The organism is Bacillus sp. LQ16 (assembly GCF_057784645.1).
Genome location: NZ_CM173491.1, coordinates 1,722,872 through 1,747,975 on the forward strand (window position 1 = coordinate 1,722,872; position 25,104 = coordinate 1,747,975).

Annotated in this window: 30 protein-coding genes; 18 read left to right on the plus strand and 12 right to left on the minus strand. The window is 33.6% G+C overall.

All coding sequences use genetic code 11. The features are described 5' to 3' along the window. Window positions 1–14 precede the first annotated feature (14 nt). The 4 genes from AC3EMB_RS08790 (at window position 15) to AC3EMB_RS08805 (ending at window position 2,104) form a co-directional block, all read left to right on the plus strand. Window positions 15–851: a TrmB family transcriptional regulator gene (locus AC3EMB_RS08790; RefSeq protein WP_488517628.1), complete on the plus strand. Its 837-nt coding sequence runs from the start codon at window positions 15–17 to the stop codon at window positions 849–851. Further along, the gene (locus tag AC3EMB_RS08795) at window positions 844–1,569 is read left to right on the plus strand and encodes an AzlC family ABC transporter permease (protein WP_488517629.1); all 726 of its coding nucleotides are present in this window, start codon (window positions 844–846) and stop codon (window positions 1,567–1,569) included. Before AC3EMB_RS08790 ends, AC3EMB_RS08795 begins: the two co-directional genes overlap by 8 nt. Then, window positions 1,560–1,871 (plus strand): AzlD domain-containing protein, encoded by a 312-nt coding sequence (locus tag AC3EMB_RS08800; protein WP_087986303.1) that lies wholly within the window; start codon window positions 1,560–1,562, stop codon window positions 1,869–1,871. The genes AC3EMB_RS08795 and AC3EMB_RS08800 overlap by 10 nt, the downstream gene beginning before the upstream one ends. A 62-nt stretch (window positions 1,872–1,933) precedes the next feature. Further along, a complete protein-coding gene (locus AC3EMB_RS08805) occupies window positions 1,934–2,104 on the plus strand; it encodes a DUF3951 domain-containing protein (RefSeq protein WP_089170749.1) in 171 nt (56 codons plus the stop codon). A gap of 25 nt (window positions 2,105–2,129) precedes the next feature. Here AC3EMB_RS08805 and AC3EMB_RS08810 read toward each other — a convergent pair whose 3' ends face one another. The 6 genes from AC3EMB_RS08810 to AC3EMB_RS08835 all read right to left on the minus strand — a co-directional run bounded on the left by AC3EMB_RS08810 (window position 2,130) and on the right by AC3EMB_RS08835 (window position 7,503). Then, window positions 2,130–2,489, minus strand: a complete 360-nt coding sequence (locus AC3EMB_RS08810; RefSeq protein WP_254488839.1) for a hypothetical protein — start codon at window positions 2,487–2,489, stop codon at window positions 2,130–2,132. Between the two features lie 117 nt (window positions 2,490–2,606). Further along, window positions 2,607–3,191 (minus strand): dienelactone hydrolase family protein, encoded by a 585-nt coding sequence (locus tag AC3EMB_RS08815; protein WP_089170751.1) that lies wholly within the window; start codon window positions 3,189–3,191, stop codon window positions 2,607–2,609. A 2-nt stretch (window positions 3,192–3,193) separates the two neighbouring features. Then, on the minus strand, window positions 3,194–3,529 hold the full coding sequence (locus AC3EMB_RS08820) for an antibiotic biosynthesis monooxygenase family protein (protein WP_254488836.1): 336 nt from the start codon (window positions 3,527–3,529) through the stop codon (window positions 3,194–3,196). 70 nt (window positions 3,530–3,599) lie between these two features. Then, window positions 3,600–5,825, minus strand: coding sequence for a glycosyltransferase (locus AC3EMB_RS08825; protein ID WP_488517630.1), 2,226 nt, complete (start codon window positions 5,823–5,825; stop codon window positions 3,600–3,602). Window positions 5,826–6,042: 217 nt separating this feature from the next. Beyond that, window positions 6,043–6,222 carry an H-type small acid-soluble spore protein gene (locus AC3EMB_RS08830; protein ID WP_001025734.1) on the minus strand — a complete coding sequence of 60 codons (180 nt, stop codon included), beginning with the start codon at window positions 6,220–6,222 and terminating at the stop codon, window positions 6,043–6,045. A gap of 66 nt (window positions 6,223–6,288) precedes the next feature. Further along, the gene (locus tag AC3EMB_RS08835) at window positions 6,289–7,503 is read right to left on the minus strand and encodes a helix-turn-helix domain-containing protein (protein ID WP_488517631.1); all 1,215 of its coding nucleotides are present in this window, start codon (window positions 7,501–7,503) and stop codon (window positions 6,289–6,291) included. A gap of 119 nt (window positions 7,504–7,622) precedes the next feature. On the opposite strand from AC3EMB_RS08835, the gene AC3EMB_RS08840 reads away from it, so the two are divergent. Both AC3EMB_RS08840 and AC3EMB_RS08845 read left to right on the plus strand, forming a co-directional pair. Further along, window positions 7,623–8,891, plus strand: coding sequence for an MFS transporter (locus AC3EMB_RS08840; RefSeq protein WP_488517632.1), 1,269 nt, complete (start codon window positions 7,623–7,625; stop codon window positions 8,889–8,891). A 126-nt stretch (window positions 8,892–9,017) separates the two neighbouring features. Further along, window positions 9,018–9,542, plus strand: coding sequence for a DUF4398 domain-containing protein (locus AC3EMB_RS08845; protein WP_000736436.1), 525 nt, complete (start codon window positions 9,018–9,020; stop codon window positions 9,540–9,542). A gap of 40 nt (window positions 9,543–9,582) precedes the next feature. On the opposite strand, the gene AC3EMB_RS08850 is transcribed toward AC3EMB_RS08845, so the two are convergent. Then, complete coding sequence (locus AC3EMB_RS08850; RefSeq protein WP_001050611.1) at window positions 9,583–10,476, minus strand: LysR family transcriptional regulator; 894 nt, start codon at window positions 10,474–10,476, stop codon at window positions 9,583–9,585. A 162-nt stretch (window positions 10,477–10,638) separates the two neighbouring features. Between AC3EMB_RS08850 and AC3EMB_RS08855 the strand changes: the two genes are divergently transcribed. The 5 genes from AC3EMB_RS08855 to AC3EMB_RS08875 are packed head-to-tail and all read left to right on the plus strand — an operon-like array spanning window position 10,639 to window position 16,430. Beyond that, window positions 10,639–11,631: an ABC transporter ATP-binding protein gene (locus tag AC3EMB_RS08855; protein WP_078994771.1), complete on the plus strand. Its 993-nt coding sequence runs from the start codon at window positions 10,639–10,641 to the stop codon at window positions 11,629–11,631. Next, a complete protein-coding gene (locus AC3EMB_RS08860; RefSeq protein WP_089170755.1) occupies window positions 11,609–12,634 on the plus strand; it encodes an ABC transporter substrate-binding protein in 1,026 nt (341 codons plus the stop codon). Before AC3EMB_RS08855 ends, AC3EMB_RS08860 begins: the two co-directional genes overlap by 23 nt. Before the next feature lie 12 nt (window positions 12,635–12,646). Next, on the plus strand, window positions 12,647–14,317 hold the full coding sequence (locus AC3EMB_RS08865; RefSeq protein ID WP_000248146.1) for an ABC transporter permease: 1,671 nt from the start codon (window positions 12,647–12,649) through the stop codon (window positions 14,315–14,317). Then, on the plus strand, window positions 14,314–15,576 hold the full coding sequence (locus tag AC3EMB_RS08870) for an MBL fold metallo-hydrolase (RefSeq protein ID WP_033692596.1): 1,263 nt from the start codon (window positions 14,314–14,316) through the stop codon (window positions 15,574–15,576). Before AC3EMB_RS08865 ends, AC3EMB_RS08870 begins: the two co-directional genes overlap by 4 nt. Before the next feature lie 20 nt (window positions 15,577–15,596). Next, complete coding sequence (locus tag AC3EMB_RS08875) at window positions 15,597–16,430, plus strand: hypothetical protein (protein ID WP_000755327.1); 834 nt, start codon at window positions 15,597–15,599, stop codon at window positions 16,428–16,430. Window positions 16,431–16,715: 285 nt separating this feature from the next. Here AC3EMB_RS08875 and AC3EMB_RS08880 read toward each other — a convergent pair whose 3' ends face one another. Further along, complete coding sequence (locus tag AC3EMB_RS08880) at window positions 16,716–18,164, minus strand: serine hydrolase domain-containing protein (RefSeq protein ID WP_488517633.1); 1,449 nt, start codon at window positions 18,162–18,164, stop codon at window positions 16,716–16,718. Between the two features lie 268 nt (window positions 18,165–18,432). Further along, on the minus strand, window positions 18,433–18,879 hold the full coding sequence (locus AC3EMB_RS08885; RefSeq protein WP_000214587.1) for a YfmQ family protein: 447 nt from the start codon (window positions 18,877–18,879) through the stop codon (window positions 18,433–18,435). Between the two features lie 40 nt (window positions 18,880–18,919). Between AC3EMB_RS08885 and AC3EMB_RS08890 the strand changes: the two genes are divergently transcribed. The 6 genes from AC3EMB_RS08890 to AC3EMB_RS08915 all read left to right on the plus strand — a co-directional run bounded on the left by AC3EMB_RS08890 (window position 18,920) and on the right by AC3EMB_RS08915 (window position 22,480). Further along, on the plus strand, window positions 18,920–19,036 hold the full coding sequence (locus AC3EMB_RS08890) for a hypothetical protein (protein ID WP_002011946.1): 117 nt from the start codon (window positions 18,920–18,922) through the stop codon (window positions 19,034–19,036). 65 nt (window positions 19,037–19,101) lie between these two features. Then, window positions 19,102–19,263, plus strand: coding sequence for a hypothetical protein (locus AC3EMB_RS08895; RefSeq protein WP_000108701.1), 162 nt, complete (start codon window positions 19,102–19,104; stop codon window positions 19,261–19,263). A gap of 238 nt (window positions 19,264–19,501) precedes the next feature. After that, window positions 19,502–20,593, plus strand: a complete 1,092-nt coding sequence (locus AC3EMB_RS08900; RefSeq protein ID WP_029441930.1) for a serine hydrolase — start codon at window positions 19,502–19,504, stop codon at window positions 20,591–20,593. A gap of 68 nt (window positions 20,594–20,661) precedes the next feature. Next, window positions 20,662–21,285, plus strand: a complete 624-nt coding sequence (locus AC3EMB_RS08905; RefSeq protein ID WP_488517634.1) for a DUF3885 domain-containing protein — start codon at window positions 20,662–20,664, stop codon at window positions 21,283–21,285. 158 nt (window positions 21,286–21,443) lie between these two features. Then, a complete protein-coding gene (locus AC3EMB_RS08910) occupies window positions 21,444–22,019 on the plus strand; it encodes a histidine phosphatase family protein (protein WP_043936901.1) in 576 nt (191 codons plus the stop codon). Between the two features lie 89 nt (window positions 22,020–22,108). Then, entirely contained in the window at window positions 22,109–22,480 is a 372-nt protein-coding gene (locus AC3EMB_RS08915) for a hypothetical protein (RefSeq protein ID WP_000461779.1), read from the plus strand. A gap of 18 nt (window positions 22,481–22,498) precedes the next feature. Here AC3EMB_RS08915 and AC3EMB_RS08920 read toward each other — a convergent pair whose 3' ends face one another. From AC3EMB_RS08920 to AC3EMB_RS08930, 3 genes are read right to left on the minus strand one after another with little or no spacing between them, the layout of a single operon-like run. Further along, window positions 22,499–23,431 (minus strand): alpha/beta fold hydrolase, encoded by a 933-nt coding sequence (locus tag AC3EMB_RS08920; RefSeq protein ID WP_366988267.1) that lies wholly within the window; start codon window positions 23,429–23,431, stop codon window positions 22,499–22,501. After that, entirely contained in the window at window positions 23,392–23,721 is a 330-nt protein-coding gene (locus tag AC3EMB_RS08925) for a DUF3147 family protein (RefSeq protein WP_488517635.1), read from the minus strand. The genes AC3EMB_RS08920 and AC3EMB_RS08925 overlap by 40 nt, the downstream gene beginning before the upstream one ends. Next, on the minus strand, window positions 23,705–24,115 hold the full coding sequence (locus AC3EMB_RS08930) for a MarR family winged helix-turn-helix transcriptional regulator (RefSeq protein WP_488517636.1): 411 nt from the start codon (window positions 24,113–24,115) through the stop codon (window positions 23,705–23,707). Before AC3EMB_RS08930 ends, AC3EMB_RS08925 begins: the two co-directional genes overlap by 17 nt. Before the next feature lie 122 nt (window positions 24,116–24,237). On the opposite strand from AC3EMB_RS08930, the gene AC3EMB_RS08935 reads away from it, so the two are divergent. Then, window positions 24,238–25,065, plus strand: coding sequence for a PP2C family serine/threonine-protein phosphatase (locus tag AC3EMB_RS08935; RefSeq protein ID WP_002040904.1), 828 nt, complete (start codon window positions 24,238–24,240; stop codon window positions 25,063–25,065). The last annotated feature ends 39 nt before the right edge of the window (window positions 25,066–25,104 follow it).

A 25,104-nucleotide genomic window follows, 5' to 3' on the forward strand; every position in this document is an offset into this window, starting at 1 on the left:
GTGAGGGGTTACCGATGGATGAAATTATAAAGGAATTACAAAAGTTAGGATTTTCCCAGTATGAATGTAAAGCGTATATTGGATTGTTAAAACACTCCCCAGTAACAGGCTATGAAGTGAGTAAACAAACAGGAGTACCTCGTTCTATGATTTACGAGGTACTCGGTAAGTTAATGGATAAAGGAGCGGTGCATATTGTACCTTCTGAACCAGTTAAATATGTACCAGTACCAGCTACCGAATTAATGAATCGAATGCGAAAAGACTTTGAAAAGTCCTTTGAATTTTTAGATGAGAAATTAAATTGTTTAGAACAAGAACGACAAATAGATGTAATTTCGCATATTCGCTCAAATGATCGTGTTTTAAAAGAAATATGCAATATAATTAATAGGGCAAAGGAAGAATTATGGATTTCTGTATGGGAAGAACAAGTGCATGAAATTGAGCCATACATTCATCAAAAGGAAGAGGAAGGCGTACATATATTTTCAATCTTATTTGGAGCTCCAGAAACAAAAATAGGAGCGACGTTTCACCATAATTATATGACGCCCCACGTTGTTGAAAAGAGAATGGGTGGTCATTTAACTGTTATTGCTCGTGATGGAGAGGAAGTATTAATTGCAAACTTCTCAAATGATAGCACTTCATGGGCCGTTACAACGTATGACCCAGCGCTAGTTCTCGTTGCGACAGAGTATGTGCGGCACGATATTATGGTTGAAGAAATCACAAAGGAATTTGGAGCTGATAGGTTAGATACGTTATGGCGTGAAAATATAGATTTAGTTCATGTCGTAACAGGAAAACGAACTTTAGAAGGAATGGAGGATGATAAGGATGAGTAAAGCTGAGGCACATGTAGCTTTGCAGAGCGATGATACATTTCAGCAAGGAGTAAAAGATTGTTTACCAACTGTATTTGGTTATTTGAGCATCGGTATAGCAGCTGGTGTAATTGCAAAAACAGCAGGTTTTTCTATCATTGAAATTGCATTTATGTCCACTTTAATTTATGCAGGTTCTGCCCAATTTATATTAGCTGGTATGTATGCAGCCGGTGCTCCTGCTTCCGCAATTATTTTCACTGTATTTTTTGTTAATTTACGCCATTTATTAATGAGCGCAGCGCTTGCACCGTACTTTACGAAAATTCCTCTATTTAAAAACTTAATCATCGGTTCGCAAATTACAGATGAAACTTTCGGCGTTGCAGTGCAGCATGCAGTGCAAAAAGGATATTTAGGTGAAAGATGGATGATTGGGCTTAACGTAACAGCGTATTTAAATTGGATACTTGCTACCATTATTGGCGGGCTATTTGGTGAGTGGATACCAGACCCGCATACATATGGGATGGATTATGCATTACCAGCGATGTTTATCGGGTTATTTGTACTTCAGCTCATAAGTAGTAAACCAAAGCTAGCAATTCATTTAAGTGTTGCAATTGTAGCGATTATTATCGCATACGTTTCACACCTATTTATGCCAGATAGTATAGCGGTTATTATCGCAACATTACTAGCTGCGACGATTGGAGTGGTGATTGAAAAATGGAAATGAGATTAGATGTATTATTACTTTTACTAGCAGCAGGAGCTGTTACACTCGTGCCACGTATTTTACCTCTACTCGTATTTAGTAAACTACAAATTCCTGAATGGGGTTTAAAATGGTTAAATTACATACCAATTGCAATATTAGCAGCGCTTTTAGCACAAGTTTTATTTATGCATGAGACGATGCAGTGGGATTATCTTATTGCAGCAATTCCAACATTTCTTGTAGCGATATATACTCGTAGTTTATTAGGCACAGTATTAACGGGAGTGATTGTGATTATTTTGTTACGTTTCTTTTTCTAAAAAGGATTACGCTCATATAATAGCGAAAGGTGTAATAACATGAAAAATATAGGGGTGGTGTTATGATACTTTTAACGATAGGAGCAATTTTGTTAACGTTGTTTATTTTCTTTATTATCGGCTTTATTACGTTTATGATGTTTGTTGATAGGGCGACACCTCAAATTTATTATTCACCTTGTGAATCAGTGACAGTGAAATCTAAAGGTAAACATAGAAGGAAGAAAAGTTGAAAGTTGGCTTTTCTTCCTTCTTCTATTACATCCCCGAAATAACTAACAACAATAACCAAAATAGAAAACTAATAAAGGAAAGAAAACCAATACATATCGAGAACACACGATTATTTCTCCATTCGTGCCAAAAAGCGATAAATCCTAAAATACAAAGGAAAAACCAAATGGGCAGGAATATGAACTCGCTAACTTTCTCGGGGAGTAACGAATAAAAAGTTGTTACATATAAAATCCAATTTGTAAAAAATAAAATGAAAATGATAATAGATTGTAAGTAGGGGCGGGTGAAAAATCTCACTTTTTTTACGGTTTTAAAAATGATAGTTAGCGCTGAGATAAAGGCAATGAATATGAAAATAAGTAAGAGTAATGTCAGCGTCATTTGATTCTCCTTTATAAGATTGTTTTTATCACGCATGGGCAGTAAGACCCACACCTTAAAACTCAACGTAAGAAAAGAGATTAGGTGGGGGATGAACATCCCCCATTGATTGAAGTTTTACTTTACAAGAAATGAATCTATTAAATTGTATGCTTGTTTTGTAGAGTGCCTGTTATATTTTTCAGTGTACGGATTTAGAAATCCATGTTCACCGTGTAGTTGTTTTATTTCTAATAAAGGATTTTTTTGTTGCTGCAATGTTTGAATTAAAGAGGATACTGAAAAACTAGCTTCTTTTTCAGGGAATATAAGTAGTGTAGCGCATGTAGGCTTTATGTGAACATAGTCGCGTATACGAGAACCGTAACATCCGATAATAAAATCTATTTTCGGATTGTTACTACATAGCCATGAGACGGTAGCTCCAACGCTAAAGCCGATAAGACCAATATGTGTATAACTACTAGAAAGATGAGAAATGAATTCTTCAATTTGCTTTTTTCCATAATCAAATCCAATATGATTTACAAAATGTTCATATGCTTTTTCTTCATCACTATAATGAAATGCATGTTGCGATTGTAGAAGGTTAGGACAGAATACGTCTATATGAGATGAAGTAAAGTGGTTGGTAACGTGATGCATATGGTCGTTCACACCATATATTTCATGAACAACAATGAGAGCTACTTTTTTCTTCATAGTTATAAAGTACCTCTATGAAACTTAAATTCTTTCTCAACAAGGCAAATACGCAGGTGGAAGTTTTCATACCATTGCTCACGACCTCTTTTTTTCGCTTCTTTATGTAAGGCGTTCTTTTTCCAATTTTCAATCGCATCAAGTGATTCCCAATAAGAAATTGTTATTCCGAGTCCAGAATTACCTCGTGCACTTTCTACACTTAAAAATCCAGGTTGTTGCTTTGCAAGTTCCTCCATTTCTTCGGCAACGGTATTATAGTCTGTTGTATCATTTGATAAATTAGAAGTGAATATCACCGCATAATAATGATTCGCCTTTTGTGAAGCATTTTCCATATAAAATCCCCCTTTAATAAGTATTTTAGCATGTAAAAAAGAAAAGAAGCAGTACGCTTCTTTTCTTTTTTTACGCTGTGAATTTTAATCCAGCATATATTTTACGACCCTTTTTTTGAATCCAACATACTTGTGCATTTCTCTTTTGAATATTACGTTCTTCCATTGTTACTTGTATAATTTGGTCAATCACAAGAGGGGTGTTCGTTTGTACTTGGCACCCACCTGTACTATAGTCGACAATGGTCGCTTCAATCGGCATCCCATTCATATGCAATGTTCCAGAAGACATCAGTTGCTCACGTATATGTTGCCTGCGAAATTGTCTTGGTGCTTTTTTGGTATTTTTTATGAAAGATGCAATTGCTAGTGTAAGAAATGCTTTATCGTACACCTTTTCCACCCGGTCATTAACCGGTTTACTAAATAGATGAAGAATGAGTTTACAATATTGCTCATGGGATACATCATCAAATGATACACCAACTTGTACAGAATTTTCTTGTCTCCGAATCCATTTTTTTGTACTATGAATCTTTTCTACCTCGCCAAAAGATAGCGTATAGGAAGATAGACTTGATAAAGTTTCAAATGGAATGGAGGGATCTAATTCAAAACGTGCCCCCGTTTCACTAATATCAAGGACATGGCAAGAAATGATCATATCTTCGGCATATAAAGTACCTGGTAAATTTACTACGAAACGTTCTGAATTTCGAAAACGCGGTCTTTCAAATGCTACAAATAGTGAAGTGACAATAGCTATCCCGTTGTATAGTACCCAGAAAATATTAATATATAAGCTCTCTCTTTCAATATGATATTGCTCAGGATATAAGAGCATAAGTGTTGCCCGAATCAGTGCAATAATTGTTAAAATGAGTAATACGAGGTGAGGGACGCTTGCAATCCATAAAAAATGCCTTGTATTATTTTGAACTCCCTTTCTTGTCACATGAAATTGAAATTTTTTACGTAAGAAAGTTTCTGATAAAATAGCAAATCCCATATAAGGAGCCATAGCAACTTCGTACACATGACTCCACGTAGTTGTGCGTTTCTTATTAGAAACAGCTTTGAAAATAAGCTGTGATGTTAAAAAGGCAGGTGCCCAAAACATAAATAAGTGCATAAAATTAATTTCTAAACTATAAATATCAAATACTAAAAATAATAGCGGTGCTAGTAAAAATATCATTTTATAAACACCGAAAAACCAATAATGGATTCCATCTGCATATAAAAGACGCTGCATAAAAGATAATCCTTTTATAGTAAAAGGATTCCATTTTTTTACGACTTGAATGTTCCCTCTACACCAGCGATCACGTTGTTTTAATAAATCACTAAATGTTTCTGGGGATAATCCAACAGCTAGTGTTTCATTGACAAATATAGTTTCCCATTTGTTAGCTTGTAGTAGCATACCAGTTGCCATATCCTCAGTAATAACTCCAGTCGCAAATCCTCCAATTTCTTCAAGAGCGGTGCGGCGAAATAGAGCGTTACTACCAACATACATCGTAGCATTAAAGCGATCTTTTCCTTCTTCTAACTGGCGCATAAAGAAATCTTGTTCATTGGCGATGTTATCTTCAAAAAACAAATTATATTGGAAAGGATCAGCATTATAAAAAACTTGTGGTGCTTGAACGAATACAACATTATTTTTAGAAAAATAACCAATCGTTCGCTCTAAAAAGTTAGCTCGTGGTATCATATCAGCATCCATTGTTACGATAATATCACCTTTTGAATGAAGCATCGCATGATTTAAATTTCCAGCTTTTGCATGCTTATTTTCGGTGCGAGTTATGTGATGAACAGAAAACTCTGCCGCAAGTTGCTTTACACTTTCACGGCGCCCGTCGTCACAAATATAAATGTTTAGTAACTCTTTCGGATAAGTAATCAACGTACAACCAGCTACAGTACGTTTTAACAAATCGATCGGTTCATTGTAAGTTGCAATAAATATGTCGACAGTAGGTAGTTTTTCAAAAGTGGATAATGGTACTTCTTTCCGTTTATATGGCTTCCATGAAACAATGCTGAAAACGATAGATTGTAAGTAACCAGCCCATTCTGTAATTAACAATATAATACCAGCGATAATACTTATGAGATTAATAGTTGGTAACGAATAAAAAGTTCGCCAAATAAGATAAATAGCATTACAAATGAGAAATAGAATAATAAGTAATTTTTTTGACCATAAATATTTGTGTGCAAGGGCGTAAGTCATAATGATTACGAAAAAAATAATACCTAAACCTTCGTATATAGAAAGGCTCATACAATTCCTCCTTTATGTGTAGAGTGGGAAATAGGAAAAACTTTATATTATTCATTTATAAAGATTTAGTTATTTCCAAATCATACATTATCACAAAATATAGGTTTATAGTATAAATTTTACATTTTCTTATTATAAGTTTAAAAAATTAGAAGAAATAATAGTTATATTTTTGATTCATAAGAAAAATGCCACTTCAAAAGAGAAGTGGCATTTCTTATATTTCCTCTAAGCTATTAACTGGAACAGTTAATTCGCGTCCTGGGTTTTTTACTTCATATATGCGGGCGGTTTCATTGCTTTCATCGACGTGTTGAATCATAACAGGCATGCCTTGAAAACTAACATTAGCTTGCTCTGCTGACACAGAAAGCTCTATTGCACGTTGTATATTCATTTATATTCCTCCCATCATTATTATCTTTGCTAAAAAAGAGGAATAATATACCATTTAGAGACATTCTTAAAGTTTTTGTATTATTTGTAATGTTTCTTTAATAAATGAAGTGAAGATGGAATCAGGATAACCATCTATCGTTTGAACTGCTTCTTTTGCTTCTTTCAGAGCAGCTGGTTTATCTTGAAGTTTTATATGACACAGGGCACGATAAGACCCGGCTGTTAATACCCACGATTGATCAAGTGGATGAGTCATATAATCTGGTATGGTAGCGTGTTTTAATATTGCCAAAGCTTCCTTATAACGTTTTAAGCCATACAAAGATTTTCCTTTTTCAAGATAATATAATCCATCGTCTTGAAAGATTGGTTCATCTTTTAGTTTTTCTCGGAATTGTTCTAGATGTTCTAATGCGATTGTATATTCATTAGTAATTGTGTTGTAGTAGTAAGCTTTTAAAATATCAATAATCGCAATGGATAGAATATCTTCTGTAAAAATGGCAAATTGCTCCGATTTTTTTATGTAATATAAATACTGTTCTTTATCAGCTGTAATGACTTTTTGGTAAGATAAAATGCGATAAAATTCATCTGTTTTATAATACACTTGATGTTTTTTTGAAAATGCAAGTGCATCTAAAATGACTTTTTCACATTTTTTATAATTGCCGTATGCGAGTAAAATAATGGCTTCTTTTAAGTATAGTTGTATATGTGTAATGAGATCCATTTCTAAATTCTTCGTTTTATATTCATCGCGAATTTTGGTAATCAACTGTAAACATTCTTTATATTTTTTCCGTTTGTAGAGCATATAGTAAAACAGTAGTTTCGTTTCAGTATTTTCACGATACAAAGTATATTTTTCAAATATAGAAACAGCTGTTTCAACGTAATATTCAATATTGTAATCGTTCATAATGGCCGCTCCAGTTATGAACTGTTTATATAAACGTGCTGTGTTTAAAGTAAGGGGTAGTTCTTTTTGAACGATAGGTAGTAAAGTCTTGTATACTTCATCGCATTTATTTGATTTTATTAATGGCTCCATTTTTTGAATGAGTTCCACAATTTCTTCTTCATCTTCTTCTAATAAAAAGCTAGTTTCACATTCAAGTTTTTCCGCAATATATTGTAATGTTTTCATAGAAGGTGTAGCTTTTCCATTTTCAATTTGACTAAGCATACTTTTTGTCAGTTCCGAACCTGCCAGTGCTGTTTGCGTAAGCTTTTTTTCTTTTCGTAATGCTTTAATTTTTTCACCGAGAGTTGCCATATTATTGCTCCTTTATATTCAAGAAGTTTAATTGTATTTAACTTTTTGTTGTGAAAATTGGAAAGTTGATTATATAATAAGTTTAACACAATTTAACTTTTAAGGGGAGAGAGTCAAAAATGGGAGATATAAGTATAGGACAACATGATTCAAGAATGAAGATTGCAACTAGAAATATCATTTTAATGATGATTGGAAAAATGACGTCTTTATTAGGCGCAGGTATTTATACGTTCGCAATGGGGTTATATGTATTAAAGACTACTGGTTCAGGGATGGGGTTTGCAATTACGCTCGTTTGCGGATCACTTCCAAGGATGATCTGTGGCCCAATTGCTGGTGCTGTAGCAGACCGTGTGAATCGAAAATGGCTTGTCATTGGTACTGATTTATTAAGTAGTTTAACGATGCTTAGTATGTTTATTCTTGCTACTATATTTGGACCATCACTTCTTTTTATTTATATTTCAGCAGCATTATTATCAATTTGTGCAAGTTTTTATTCCGTTGCATTAACTTCGTCTATTCCGAGTTTAGTAGATGAAGGACGTATTCAAAAAGCGAGTGCTTTAAATCAAACGGCGGCTTCTTTATCAAATATTTTAGGGCCGATTATTGGCGGAGTTGTATATGGTTTCTTTTCAATTAAATCGTTTTTCCTATTAAATAGTATTACGTTCTTTTTAGCAGTTATTTTGCAATTATTTATCGTATTTGATTTATATAAAAAAGAAGTGGCTGAGAGTACAGAGCATTTCTTGACGAGTATAAAAGAAGGTTTTTTATATGTAAAAAGACAACGTGAAATATATGGTTTAATGAAAATAGCATTGTGGGTAAACTTTTTTGCGTGTGGTCTAACAGTTGCACTTCCGTACATTATCGTCCATACATTGCATTTATCTTCAAAGCAACTCGGTACTGTAGAGGGAATGTTAGCAGTCGGGATGCTAATGGGAGCGATTGCTTTATCAGTGAGTAAAGAAGTGAATAATCCGTTTCGTTCTATTTATACTGGACTGTTTTTGTTTGCAGGTTTAAGTTTATGTACAGTCTTTCCGTTGTTAGTTATCATTCCAAAAGTAGCAAGTTTTATTTACTATATTGCTTTTATGATGTTAACTGGTATAGCAATTATGATTGTAAACATTCCAATGCAAGTACATATGCAAAAAACGACAGATCCGAGCTATCTAGGGCGTGTGTTTGGCCTACTTGAAACAATTGCGACTGCAATCGCACCACTTGGTATGATTGTATATGGACTACTATTAGATATGTTGCCAACTAGCATTGTTATGATGACAATAGGCGGAGGGTTATTGTTAGTTGTATTAGTTGGAGTAAAGCAACATATGGCGAAAAAACAAGTAGATGTGTCCGCTTAAAAATAAGAAAATAATAAAAATTTGACTTATCATTATAAAAATGACTAAATTAGTATTTTAGTTTTTGAAACTCTTTTTCATGTATGTTAAAGTAAAGTGAGCTTGCAAAGAAAAGGAGACAACAGCATGAAAAAATTAAGTTTTGTTATGCTTTTTCTATTAGTCGTAATGGCTGGATGTAGCAATTATGACACATATATTGAAACAGGTATGCAATCATTGAAAGATGAAAAGTATAGTGATGCAACAATGTGGTTCGAAAAAGCAGAAAAAGAGAAATCAGGAAATGAAGCGAAATCATATAAAGAAGTTGCTGAGAAAATGGATCACGGAGCAACAGCATTAAAAGATGGTAAGTATTTAGAAGCGAAAGACATTGCAAATGAAGTGTTACAAAAGAAAAAAGATGCTGAACTTGAAAAAGCTGTAACATCAAATGCAGAGAATATGCTTCAAAAAGCAAAAGATGTGGAAGAGAAAGTAAATGAAAGAGTGGCAAAGCGTAGAAAAGTAGAAGAAGAAGGAATCGATAAAATTATTAAAGCTGTCGATAGTATAGATGAAGTGAAAGAAAAAGAGAAGAAAGTATCAGAAGCATTAGATAAGGCTGAAGAGGCGCAAGCAAAAATTGAGGCAAAGAAAAATAAATAGATTTATAGTTTGAAAGGCTGTCGTGCATAACGACAGCCTTTTAATTTTTTGTTGCAAATGAAGTGATGCTCTGTAGTAAAAAAGAAATGATTTTAGAATTCCATCTGTCCTCATGATGAATCGTATAAATGTTACGCTGAAATTCAAATTCAGGGATTGGTATATAGCATAGCTCATTTCGTTGTATTTCTTGCTCGATAGCAAGTTTAGAAATAAAGGCAATTCCATTACCATATTTTAAAATTTGTTTCATCGTTTCTAATGAGTCTAATTCAATTTCAGATTGGAATGTAATGTTGTGCGCCAACGTCCATTGTGTAAGTAAATCTCTCGTTGTAGATGGATTACGATGCAATAGTATGCGTTCCTTTTCGATATTTTGTAACGATACATTGTCTTTCTTTGAAAAATGATGTTCTTTGGAAAAGGCAAGAACAAGTGTATCGGGCATTATATTCGTTTGTTTTAAAAGTGGTTCATCAAATGGAGCAGCGGAAATTATCCCAAGATCGATTTCGTGATTTTGTAGCATCATTCGAATTTCAGGGGCTGTTTTCACTAGTAGCGTTATTTTTATATTGGGAAATTCACATTGAAATTGATGAACGACTTCTGGTAAAAGATAAGTCGCTGGTACATAACTAGCGCCGATTGTTATAGCACCTTTATGAAAATCTTTAAACTCTTGCGTGACACGTCTGGCTTCTTTCATAAGTGCATCTATTTTACAAGCATAATGGTGCAAAGCCTCACCAGCCTCTGTTAAGAAATACCTTCCAGAACGTAATTCGAATAGAGATACACCGAGTTCTTCTTCTAAGCTTTTTATATGAAATGTAATAGTTGGTTGTTTAACGCCAAGTTTTTCTGCAACGATTGTAAGCTTTTTGTATTTCTTAATAAGTACTACAATTTCTAATTTTAAGAGATTCATTATGAATTGCCGCCTTTTTTATTTTAACTATAGAAAAAATCTATAGAAATAAATAGTTTATTAGAAGTTTTTTAATTTAATCTTTACAGTACATTAACATTCAGTATAAATCTTCCATATAGAATGAAAGCAGGTTAAGAATGAGGGGAGAGAGGTGAAGCAATGGATATTACAATTAGTGGATTAGAAAAGGCATTTGGAAAAATACAGGCGTTAAAGACGTTGCAGATTGTAATGAAACAAGGGGAATTCACTACACTTTTAGGACCTTCGGGGTGTGGAAAAACGACTTTACTTAGAATGATAGCAGGGCTTGAAGAACCGGATAAGGGAGAAATATATTTTGGAGACCAGTGCATGTATTCTGCTGCAAAAAAGATAAAGACATCTCCTCATGAACGGAATATCGGTATGGTATTTCAAGATTTTGCTTTATGGCCGCACATGACTGTTTTTGAAAATGTTGCATTTGGTTTAAGAGCTACAAAGCAAACGAATCAATTGCGAGAAAAAGTAGAAGATGCGATAAAGCGAGTTCGCCTGCAAGGTATGGAGAAAAGGTATCCACACGAACTTTCTGGTGGACAGCAACAACGTGTCGCATTCGCTAGAGCAATTGTAACAAAACCTCATTTTATTTTGTTTGATGAACCGCTAAGTGCACTCGATGCAATTTTGCGAGAAGAAATGAGAATAGAGCTTATGGATATCGTTCATTCCATTGGTTTAACTGCACTGTATGTCACTCATGACCAAACAGAAGCAATGTCAATGTCAGACCAAATTATTGTCATGAAACAAGGAGAAGTATTACAAAAAGGAACACCGGAAGATATTTATGTGAAACCGTCTCATGAATTTGTTGCCAAATTTGTTGGTAAGGCGAATTGGCTTGTAGAGGGTAAAAAAATGGTTCGTCCAGAGCATGTGAGCTGGACGAAAAATGAAGTGTGCGAAATGTATACAGGTGAAATTAAGCACGTTACATATGTAGGAGAACGGTATGAAATAAAAGTAAACATGGGGGCACTCGGAATATGGACAGCTTATCACAATAGTAAATTAAGCATCGGTAAACCAGTATCGTTATATGTGCCAAAAAAATGTATTCATCATATAGGGGGAGAATCATATGAAGAAATTCAGTTCGCTTAAGTCTTTATTTGTATGTACTTTATTATTTTCGGCTGTAGTAACAGGGTGTAGTTCAAAGACAGGCAATGCAGATGCAAAAAGTAAAAATACGACTGAAAAGAAAATTGTTGTATATAGTGCAGGGCCAAAAGGGTTAGCAGAAAAAATTCAAAAAGACTTTGAAAAGAAAACTGGTATAAAGGTGGAAATGTTTCAAGGGACAACTGGTAAAATTTTAGCGAGAATGGAAGCTGAAAAGAAAAATCCAGTCGTTGATGTAGTCGTACTTGCATCATTACCAGCGATGGAAGGATTAAAGAAAGAGGGTCAAACGTTAGCTTATAAAGAAGCGAAACAAGCTGATAAGCTGCGTTCTGAATGGTCAGATGATAAAGGACATTATTTCGGGTATAGTGCTTCAGCATTAGGGATTGTGTACAATACAAAAAATGTGAAGACAGCGCCTGAAGATTGGAGCGATATAACGAAAGGGGAATGGAAAGGAAAAGTGAATCTTCCAGATCCAGCACTTTCAGGTTCAGCTTTAGACTTTGTAACTGGATATGTGAAAAAGAATGGAAAAGATGGATGGAATTTATTTGAACAACTTAAGAAAAATGAAGTTACAGTAGCAGGAGCAAATCAGGAAGCGTTAGACCCAGTTGTAACAGGTGCGAAAGATATGGTAATTGCGGGTGTTGATTATATGACGTACAGCGCAAAAGCAAAGGGTGAACCTGTTGATATCGTATATCCAAAAAGCGGAACAGTTATTAGTCCACGCGCAGCGGGGATTATGAAGGATAGTAAAAATGTAGAAGGCGCAAAAGAGTTTATTGATTATTTATTATCCGATGATGTACAAAAACAAGTTTCTAAAGCGTATTTATTGCCTGGTAGAACAGATATAAAAGCTGAAAATAGACCAAATGTAGAAGAGATTCGAGTATTAAATATTGATTGGAAAACAGTTGAGAAAGAGCAAGATGAAATAGGAAAACAATTTAAGAAAGTATTTCAATAAGATGGTGATTCCATGGTAAATCGATTCGTATCAGTAAGACAAGTTGGAATGACGGTAGCGTTATTGCTTGTGGCGATGTTAATCGTCATTCCCCTTTTTCTTATTTTATTTTCTAGTATATATGAAAATAGCAGTTGGAACTTTTTAAAGCCTTTTGAAGTGATGCAGAGTGGTGGATTAGCTGGGATTTTTCTGAATTCGCTGCTTCTAGGTGTACTCGTTGTAATAGGAGCTACAATATTTGCATTTCCATTGGCGTTTATTATGAGCAAAACAGATGTAGGAAAGTATAGTAAGTTAGATATTGTTTTTATGATTCCATTTATGACACCGCCGTATATTGGATCAATGGGCTGGATTTTGTTCATGCAACCTAACGGCTATTTTGAACAGTTTTTTCCGATGCTAAAGACAGTTTCATCATCGTTTTTTAGTTTAGGAGGTATGGTCTTAATTATGAGTCTGCATTTATTCCCATTCCTTTATTTCATGCTGAAAAACACGTTACTTCAGATTGGGAGTAGTAAAGAAGAAGCTGCAGCAGTTCATGGCGGAAGTTTTTTCTATCGTTTAAGAAAAATAATATTGCCGTTATTAGTATCAAGTTATGTAATGGGTGCTTTACTCATTTTCGTAAAGACGATTGCTGAATTTGGAACACCGGCTACATTCGGACGTAGAATAGGATTCCACGTGTTAACATCAGAAATCCATAAATTTATTTCGAGTTGGCCAATTGATTTTAGTAGTGCAACAGCATTATCTTCTTTATTACTTAGTGCTTGTATGCTTATTTGGTATATGCAAAATGTATTGAATCGAAAGTATTCATATGCAATGGTTAGTGGAAAAGGTGTGAAATCTAAAAGATATACTTTGTCTATATTTACGCGCGTTGTAGCATGGATGTATGTAATTGGTTTATTAATAGTATCAATTGGAATTCCATACTTTTCTATACTTATTGCTTCTTTGTCAAAATTAAGAGGCGGCGGTTTACATGTAAATAACTTTACAACAAGCCATTATGAGGCATTGTTTACAATAGGATCTCCGGGATTAGAGGCTTTATGGAATAGTTTTCTTTTTTCACTCGTAACAGCGATTATCGCGGTAATGATTGGAGTTTTTTTGGCACTTATGATTCGAAAGGGGAAAAAAACCTCTGAAAAATGGCTTGATATGTGCGGTATGTTACCGAATATGGTACCAGGAATCGTTATGGTTGTAGGTCTTATTCTATTTTGGAATTCACCATATATGCCTATGTCAATTTACAATACACCAATCATGGTTATCGTAACGTATGTTGTTCTGTTTTTACCTTACACGGTGCAATATGTAAAATCATCACTCGGACAAATTGATGATTCTCTCATGCAGGCAGGAAGTGTTTTTTCTGGAAATTATATTTATATTTTTAGAAAAATAATAATGCCTCTTATTATCCCAGGCATTCTTGCTGGATGGGCGATGACATTTACAATTTCGATAAGAGAGTTAGTAGCATCGCTTCTCGTATTACCTCCATCAGTAGAAACGTCAGCAACGTTTATTTTTGCTCAATTTGAACAGGGTGAAGTATCTATAGGCATGGCGATGGCCGTTGTTTCTGTTGGACTTACAACAATGTGCTTATTACTGCTGCAACATATGGAGCAAAAACGAAAAGGGGTAGCATGATGAGAGTAGAAGTATGGGGAGGAGCTGGAGAGTACGGTCGCTCCTGCTATTTTGTAAAAAATAAAGAGACGAAAATAGTATTTGATTGTGGTATTAATCGATCTTATGAGGATAGTTATCCAAAAATAGAGAGAGAAGCTGTTCCATTTCTAGATGCGGTATTTTTATCACATATTCATGAAGATCATACGATGGGTTTACCTTTATTAGCGAAGTATGGCTATAAGAAAAAAATTTGGACGACTCGTTATACGAAGGAGCAACTGCCGTTATATTATGAAAAATGGAGAAACTATAATGTGATGCAAGGGTGGGATTTACCTTATAGCGACCAACACATAAAAGATTTAAATTATGTATGTATTGATGAGATTAGCAATCCAAATGAATGGGTACAAATTACTCCTACATTGCGGTTTCAATGGGGATATAGTGGGCATGTATTGGGAGCTGTTTGGTTTTTAGTTGATATGTATAATACATACGTATTTTATTCAGGCGACTATTCAGCAGAGTCTAATATACTACGAGCTAATTTACCTGAGAAATTGGGCCACAATATAAAAGTCGCAATTGTGGATGCCGCTTATCACACAGATGATGTTTCGCAAAATGAACGTGTAAACGAACTATGTGCAGAAATTGAACGAGTTATGCAAAATAAAGGAATAGCATTATTACCGCTGCCACAACTTGGTAGGGCGCAAGATATAGTATTGTATTTATATGAACGATATAAAGAATTTCCTCTTATAGTAGATAAAGAAATCTTGGCTGGATTTGAAGAGATGTTCGCATATAAAGATTGGATAAAAAATAATAAAGAACTTAAATGGGTTATGAAGAGTCTAAAAAGAAACATAATAGTGATGGATAATGACATTAGTATGCAAAATAGTTACGGAATAGTTGTAATGAGTGATGCGAATATGCAAACGAAACGAGCACAGTTATACTATGAACAGCTTCGGAATGAAAAGCGGAATGCCGTTATTTTTACTGGGCACATTGCGAAAGGGAGTTTTGCAGAAAGAGTTATGAAAGAACCTGTAAGGAGTACATGTAGGGTGAAGCGAGTTCCGTATAAAGTTCACCAAAGTATAAGAGACGTTAAAGAGATGTTAAATACATTATTACCAGAACATACGGTGCTAGTACACGCTTTGAAAGAGGATACAGATCGATTACAACAAAAGCTAAGTACAGCAGGATATGAAAATGTATATTCACTTGCAATGGAACGTATAGAAGTCATTTAAAATACAAAGGGGATAGGTATATGAAAAAAGTATTTGTATTCGTAAGCATTTTCTTTTGTTGTTTCCTTTATAACGTTAAGGAAGGGTTTACTGCTAGTCCAATGAAACCTAGTTTTGAAGTGAAGTTATTATTAAAGCCAGAACAAGTATTAGGTTATAACAAAGAGATGAAGCAAGAGGTGCTAGAACATTTCCAGGCTGGTACAAAATATGAAAGAATACAAGTGCAATTTTTAGATACTGCAAATAAAAGTTTAAGTGATGAAGGTTGGTTTGCTAGAATTCGAAAGAAAGAATTTAGTAAAGATTTTGAACTAACATATAAAAAAAGATATCCTATTCAAAATGGTGTAATTCAAGATGCACTAGAAGTAGCTAAAAAAGAAGGATTCGATAGTAATACGGATAGTTATGAGGCGGAAATAGATTGGGGATTTGAGAAGAAAACATTAAGCATTTCAAATAAGAAAAGTTACAGTGCTAAAGGATATGGGATACTTGATTTACCAAATGAACAAGCCGCTCAAAACATGTTAATAGAAAAATTACCAGGGAAAATGAACAAATGGTTGTATACAAATTGGGGAGAAGAGATGTTAAAGAATTCCCGTATTTACGGTCCTGTATTAATGAAGCGATATACAGGAGAGTTTGAAAACATAAAAGCAAATATTGAAATTTGGCCATTAAGTAATACTGGGAAATTAGAAGATGACTTCGTAATAGAAGTGTCATTTAAAACAAATGAAGAAAGTATTGCGACAAAACAAAGGGAATTATTAATGGCGAGTTTAGAGAAAAAAGGCTGGTTGTTACCGAAAGATAGTTTGAAGACAGAGCTTATTTTTCAGTAAATAGTAAAAAGGAATCCATATGCCATGGATTCCTTTTTATATATGAGTATTAAGCTAAATCATGTACAGAGATAATAAAGTTGTTTAATTTACAATAAAGTCATTTAAAAAATAATATAGTTGTTTAAAAATCCTTCTTCTACTAACGAGGCAGGTTAGTGGAAGAAATAGCAAGTGGGTTTAACTAGGAGAAGTGTCGATGACATTAAAGAAGACACCGAGGTGTCTTCTGTTTTTTAAATTAAGGATATCGATAAATTAAGATTTATTTACTTAACATTATACTTATTTTCGGACCGAGGCATCTAATCGGTGAGTATATACAAACCAAGTAATGCTTGCTGTTAATAATGTTGACGAAATTAAAGCTGTAAGAACACTATATGTTTGCCAAATAAGTATCGTTGACCAATCGAAGGCAAAAAACATTATACACTGGGCAATCGTAGCGATTAGGAAAATAATTGTTACGATTGTTCTCTTTTTTGTCATTGGCTGCTGCTTATTCGTTTTCTTTTTTCTTAATCCTAAGAAAAATAACAGAACGGCTAATAGGCAAAGAATAATTGTGGTAGACGACAAAATGATATCCAACAGCTGTGTGCCGCTTATCTCATATGACTGAGTTAGATTGCCGTTTAATATATTTTTAACTTTTAGTACCAGGTTTATATTGGTATTTGCGCCGTTGCTCAGTAAGCAGATGGCTGTTCTTTCATTTGGCAGTATGGCTACTTCGGTACTAAAATTTGGATTACCCCCAGTGTGTTCTATAAACGTTTGTTCGGCGTTTACCGACCAACCTGCCGCATAATACATATCATTGACAGCCGAAACAGACATATCACCCCTATGTGATTTTTCGATGGCCCTGTGAAATATTTCGGGTATGTCCTGCACGATACCCATCTGTATGCCCATCCAACGCGCCATATCTTTTGTATTAGAAATGATATAGCCGGCAGGTTTATTCCCAGCATAATCCGGAGCGTTAAATGGAGTTGTTATAAAAAAGGAAGAACGGTAACCCTGTGCTAACTGTCCAGTGGCTTGAGCATCTTCTTTATAAACATACGTCTGGTGAAGACCTAAGGGTAGAAATACCTGTTCCTTCATAAAGTCTTCATAGCTTTGTCGTGATACAATCTCAATAACCAAACCCAATACGTCATAATTAACGGTTCCATAGTTATATTGTTCACCGGGAGAGAACGCCAATTCTGCATCTACCAGCGTTTCCACAGTCTTTTGCAACATATCCGGTGTATTGCCTTGTGGAATACTTTGAGTATGCCTAATATTTGTTAGACCACTGGTATGGTGAAGAAAGTTATTTAGTGTAAGGCTTTGCATATCAACAGGTTTCCCTTGATACTTTAACGTAAACCAAGGTAAATATTTTTGGACAGGGTCAGTCATTGAGAGCAGCCCTTGCTCTTCCAATAGCAAAATCCCCATACCAGTAAAAGCTTTACTCACCGAGGCCAACTCATAGAGTGTATTTTCACTTGCAGACAATCCCTTTTCAAGATCTGCATACCCAGAAGAAAAGTAGAACACTTCACCATCAGCAAGTATTGAGATTGACATTCCAGGCACACCTGATGTACGACAGGCATCATCTAGCAATGCTTGTATTGCCACAGATTTCGAATCTGACAACGCATAACTTTGTGTTGCGAATCCTGGGAATAATATAAATATCGTTAATACAAAAACAATAGTCTTTTTCATACACTCTTCTTTTTGAAGAATTATAAGGATATAAATAACTTATTTTTATAACTATAAACTAAATTCTAATTTATCTTTCTATTTACCTATATAATATGAAATAATTGTGAAGAGTTACACTTAAACTAACGGGGGCGTTAGTTCAATAAGAAGTAAACAACTTTATTATTCATTTTTTAAGCATTACATAAGCAGATGGATATAATTTGAAACAACTTTAAAGAGGCTTGCTGCATATAGAATGTAGTAAGCCTCTTATCTTTTTTAGTCAAAATTCAATAACTTTATTATCACTATACAAATCAGCTGACACGAACATATCACTATTTTGAAGATTTTTAGAGCGTAAACTATAAGCAACTACCTTCTTTTTATATTGTTTTACAACATCAACATGCTCTTCATGACTGTAAATATAAAATGTGAAATCTTTTTTACCACGTTTTGCATGGATAATTAAAGGAGTGCCTTCATTATGGGGTGGTGCATAATAGCGATCTAAAAATAAACCTTCGTTAAAATCATGAATAATTTTTGATTTCTGTTCGCCTTCTACGTTATTTCCGTGAATTGTAATAGTCACATTCTCTTCTTCAAGTTTTGGATGTGTTTCGTACTTGCTAATAATGGATTCAATAACAGTGTTAGGAAGGCTAGAAACGATAATTTTAAATGCTCCAAATACAACTAACATTACAATAAACCAAGTCGTCATAGTAATCATCCCCTTTATTCTATTTAATAATATAACTCATATGGTAATAGTACATATGGTGAAGTTTTGTATAATTTGTGAAAAATATGCCATTTTTACGAACGAAATATTAGAAAAATCAATTTTGTTACAAAAAGTTGAAATTGAAGTATTTTAAAAGAAAAAGGTTTATAATAAAAATATAACTAATAACCACATTACTAATTATAAGGAAGTGTAACTATGAGTACTGTAGCAATCGTATATGGTATTATTCTTTCCACAATTATTGTTTTGTTTTTCGTTGGGGTTTCACGTTATATTCATAAATGGAAAGAAGGCGTTGCGAAATTAAATCACATTGAAGAAGAACTTAGTGATTTAATGTTACATCATGGTAAATAAAAAGATAATTTTTTAACGAAACAATGTGAAGAATATCACAAAACATGCTCTCATCATGAAAGCATGTTTTTTTGTTATGTGAATGTTAGACATATTCATGAGATTTTTTCGTGCAATACAGTGTGAAATAAAATAATAATTCTTTATGTGTAGGAAGAGTTATTCTGTTTTGTATAATTTTGTAATTTAGTTCGGTATAATTATGATATAGAAGGAAATTTGTTAGAGGAGGTATATTGTGAACATATTAAAGATTATAGGAATTGTTGCAGGAGTGATTATAGTAGCAATTATAGCTTTCTTTGTCATAATGAAGTATTATTTGTCAAAAAAAGATTCTGATTACGTATTAACCTATATAAAAGAACATAAAGACGATGAGACATGTTCATTACTGATTAGAAAAAATGGTGAGATATTAACATCTATAAATGAAAATAAAAAATTGCCATTAGCGAGTACGGCAAAAATCGTAATAGCAGTTGAATTTGCTAAGCAAGTGTCAGAAGGAAAAATAAGTCGTGATGAACAAATTTCATTGCACGAGCTAGAAAAATATTACGTTAAAGATACTGATGGTGGAGCACATCCTAACTGGTTAGAAGATGCCAAAGCGAGAGAATTAGTGAAAAATGGACAAATCGCTTTAGAAGAAGTCGCTAAAGGAATGATTCATTATAGTTCTAACGCAAATACAACATATTTGTTAGATAAGCTTGGAATAGAAAGAGTAAATGAAAGTATAAAAGAGTTAGAGCTTACTAGTCATGATAAGTTCTCTTCGTATACAGCTTCACTATATATGAGAGGGTATGTAGAAAAAGAGCTTCATAAGCCAGAAAATCAATCATTAGAAATGATACGTAACATGTCAAAGGATGAGTATAATAAACATGTGTTACAAATTCATGAATGGATGAAAGATGAAGAAGAATGGAAAAAACGTGAAATTCCATTAAAGGTAGATATGGAATTTCAGCGAATTTGGTCAGATCGATTAGTGAGTGCAAACGCTAAAGATTATATGAGTATAATGGAAAAAATAAATAGTAGAAATTATTTTCCTAAATTAATGCAAGAAGAAATCGAGAATATTTTCAAAGGAACAGTTAATAATAGTAAGTTAGAATTTGCGGGGCAAAAAGGTGGTTCTACCGCATTCGTATTGACAAAAAGCTTGTATACTACAGATAAGAAAGGGAATAAAGTAGAAGTTGTAATTATGTTTAACGATATAGAAGATCAAGTTGTATATCAAAAGCTGAGAAATAATATAAATTATTTTATTCAAGATGCTATAACAGATGAAGAGTTTAGAAATAAATTATAATAAAATAATTTTATTATGTAAACAACATGCTATTAAAGGTAGGTATTGAGATGAGGTTGAATGAGTATATGCTTGAAACGTTTCCGAATTTAGAACTTAGACCACCTCTATTTTATAATTGGGATATTGGTATTCGTTTTAGATTAGGTGTGGACTATGATTGTAATAACATTTATGAAAATTGTCTATATTTAGAAGGCGTTTATAAAAGGACGATTACTTTATTTCAGTCTTTACATTCAACAAAAGATGATATTTATATTGTAGTGGATGTAAATGACTATGCAAATGGTGAAATTTTCAAACAGAAATTGAATATCTTTTCTAAGTATGTCAAAGAGAAGTCCGATTTGTTTAAGTTACAGAAAAATACAATCCCTTATGTTTTTCCAGAAGAAGATGAAGATGGAGCATATAAAACACATAGATATACTTTGAAATGTAAAATCTCTGACTTTACATACATTCCTATGCTAAAAGCAATTTGTAATCAAGATAGGGGAATAAAACCGAGTATTTTTCATAGGGTGTATTTTATAAATGTTAACAAGAATACTATATTTCACGTTTATGATGATAGAGGTTGTGATGTATTAGCTACCTCTCCTGATACAATTAGGGATATTTATAATACATATAATGATTGGATATTAGAATACGATAGAAATAAAATTGATAAAGTATTTAATTGAATGTAGCCTATTTTAAATGAGGGAAACACCATATGGGGTGTTTCCCTTTTATTAATATGAAAATCAACATTTAAATTTGAAAGCACTTATTATAAAGGTAAAGGGATTTGATGGTAATGTATTGAATTTGGGTAGAAACGGAAAAAGGAGATGAATAAATGACAACAATCTATTTCGTTCGCCATGCCCATTCTACCTATACAAAAGAAGAACGGGAGCGACCTTTATCTGAAAAAGGGTACTTAGATGCAGAGAATGTAACACGCTTATTAAAAGATAAACATATTGATGTTGTGATTTCTAGCCCGTATAAAAGAGCAATCCAAACTGTACAAGGAATTGCGCATACATATAAATTATCAATACAAACAGAAGAAGATTTGCGTGAAAGATTATTGAGCACAGAGCCGGTATCAAATTTTAATGATGCTATGCAGAATGTGTGGGAAGATTGGAGTTTTGCATACGAAGGCGGAGAATCGAATGATGTCGCACAAAGGCGCGCTGTAATATGTATGCAAAATATATTAAAACAATATGAAGGTAAGAATATTGTAATAGGTACGCATGGAAATATTATGGTATTACTCATGAATTATTTTAATTCGAAATATGATTTAGAGTTTTGGAAAACACTTCATATGCCTGATGTGTATCAATTAAATTTTGATAAAAATCGTTTCATTTCTGCTGAAAGAATAGAGAAAACAGGTCATCGGTTAAATATTTTGTAAAAGTTTATCAAAAAAAGAGGAAAGAGAGAAGTTATTGTAGAAGTATGACTTTGTAACATAAAAAATATATGTTAAAGGAGGCTGTTTACATGTTTGAGAAAGAGAAAGAAGGGCTTATTGAAGTTCAAAACGTATATGAAATTGCACCAGAAGATGGAACAATTATTGGTATGGCAACGGAAGAAGAAATGGAAATTGCTGCTGAACTAGAGTTACAGTACTATGCCCATTCTCGTTTGTTAGAAGCAAATATTCAGTTAGACGGTTCCTCCTACAAAGAGTTACTTCAGGAGTTCCAGGAGTACGAAAGAAAATCAATGAGCTTTTGGCGAGCGATACATAAACGTTTAGCTGTGCCATGGGCGTGGGTACTACGTATTGATGTTGCGAATGGCCCTATATATGTAAGTAATGGAAGTTCATATTACGAAGAAATCGATGATGAAGAAGATTATGAATAGATAAGTAAGGAAGCAGCTTTAGTTGCTTCCTTTTTTTATTTGTAAGAAATGAATCGCCTCAATAATAATATCTGGTCGATCATTTTCTATACCGTGACTCGCATGTTCGGCAAGAATATATTGGTTGTTAGTTGAGAGGTGTAATGGTTCGTGAATTAGTTCTTGCCACATTGCTTCAAGTTGTGTTGCTTCCTCTTTTGGCATGCCGCCATTAGTCAATTGAGTAATAGAATATTGAGGATCTCTACCGATAACGATTAATGGTATTTCTAATGTTTTACATAGCTCTTTTAGTGAGAGAGCACAGTTTTTCCACTCCGATAGTTCAGAAGCTGTCGCTTTATATAATGAAGACGAGGTAGAGAATTCAATTTGCTGTTTTGATTGATCGATGAGCATAGGTTTTAGTTCATTATAAAGTGTGTCTACATCCATTTTGGAATATATATTATATTTTTGAAACCAAACATCATCAGAATCAGTTTGATCAGAAATTGGTAAATGAAGTTCATCTAAACGGTGTAAGTTCATCGAAGTAGAATCAACTAAAATAAGTGCTTGCAGCTTATCTTCATGTAACATTGCAAAATGTTGTGCACATAATCCTCCATAGGAATGACCGATTAGAATAAATGGCTCTTGAATAGCTAGTTTGTTTAGTAACATATGTAGCTCTTTTGTAACTTGCCTTATTGTACGCGGCTGATTGCCTAAATCACTTTTTCCGTAACCTGGGCGATGGTATGAAACAACTGTAAAGTGCTCTGAAAGCTTTTCTATAATAGGAAACCAATCATAAAATGAGCAAGTCATTCCGGTTTGAATGACTACAGTTTGTTTACCAATTCCTTTTATATGTACTTCTATATTTTGCCCCATTATTTCTACAAATTGATGAATGTTAATTCCTCCTAAGCTTGAAATAATTTTTGACAAGCAAAAACGATACACCAAACACCTATACCAAGTAGGACAGATGTACTAAGTGTAAATGAATTTTTTAAACCAATATAGACGATAAATAATAGTAGTGCTGATGCGGGGAATCCATATAATACCCCTAAAGCAAATTGACTCAATTCTTGTTTATTTCCGCCTTCGAATGAAATCCAAAATAGACTAAGTAAACTCACGAGAGGAAGGGCAGCAATAAAGCCACCTATCGTACTGTAATGTTTAGCGACTTCAGTGATAATGCCAATAATAAGTGCCGAAACGATTACTTTAATGAGGAAATGCATATTTTGCCTCCTTCGCTAATAACGAAAATGCTTTTTCAATTAATTGTTGTTCTTCTTTTGATAACTGTGATTCTAATATTTTTATCTTTTCTTTATCTAGTAAAGTATGTTTTTCTAATCCTTCAATTCCTTCAATTGTTAAAGTAAGGTTTACCACTCTTTCATCTTTTTTATTTCTCTCTTTAACGATGAAACCCTTTTGAATAAGGCGTTTTATATGTTCAGACGCTGTGTTATGAGAAAGACTAAGCTCAGTAGCGACTTTTCCAATTGTTATATCTTTCTCACGAGAAACGATTTGTAAAATACGAATTGCTTGGTGGGAAAGGTTGTCCTCGTATTCGTATCGTAAGTGATAATAAATGCTCTCCCAATGTTGATTAATGTTGTTCATAATAATAAATCCCCTTTTTTATATCGTATAGTAAGATATATTCGTTGTTTTAGAAATAAAATCCTTTTATTTGGATAAAAAATGTTGAAAAAGTTTATTTTTATTGAAATATAAGGTAATCTATGTGTAAAGGTATACATTTAGCAAGAGAGAGGATGATAGCTGTGAATACATTCAAATGGATTAGTCATGAACAGATGTATGTAGATGAAATACATGTTGAAAAATGTGGTCCTCTTTCAGTCGGCGTATATGGGGGAAATCAAGAGAGTGATGCATATGAACGAGGAGATGCGGTGCTGGCTTGGTGGGATCCTGAATTACAATTTGAATTTGTTATGATTTTTGATACACATCACAAAACAAAAAATATAGATTATATAATAGAAGCGATTTCGGAAAGAAAAGAAAAACTAAAAGAGTTATTCTCATATCCAATACATTTAGCTTTCCATCATACACATATGTACCTATTAGCGTTATTTACAGATGAGTTATTTATTAAAAAGTGTGATCAAGATGATGAGGAACTCGCTTGCTTAATTTGTTTACGAAAAGGCGAATTTTTATATTGGTTATCAGTTGGTGATTGTTTCGCGTATTTATTCCATTCTGAGAAAACGAAAAATGGAAAAGGAAGATTAAATAAACGGAAGAATTACGAATATATTGGCAGGAAAAATATTTTTGCAGCAAATACACCTTGCTTTACGTCAGGTGTAAGAGGATTAGAAAAAGGAATGAATCACATTGTAATGGCAACGGACGGTATTTTAGAGTGTGACAAACGAAGGTTTGATGATGATCAATCTTTAGTAGAAATATTACACGACGGAAATAGCTTGCAGATTGAGCCCGTATTAACAAATGTACTGCAGTGGAAAGGTAGAGACTGTGCCACGATTATTGGATGGTCTATTGATACTGATAATAAACAATGTGCTAATTAATATAAAAGGAGTTCAAGGTTTTTATCCTTGAACTCCTTT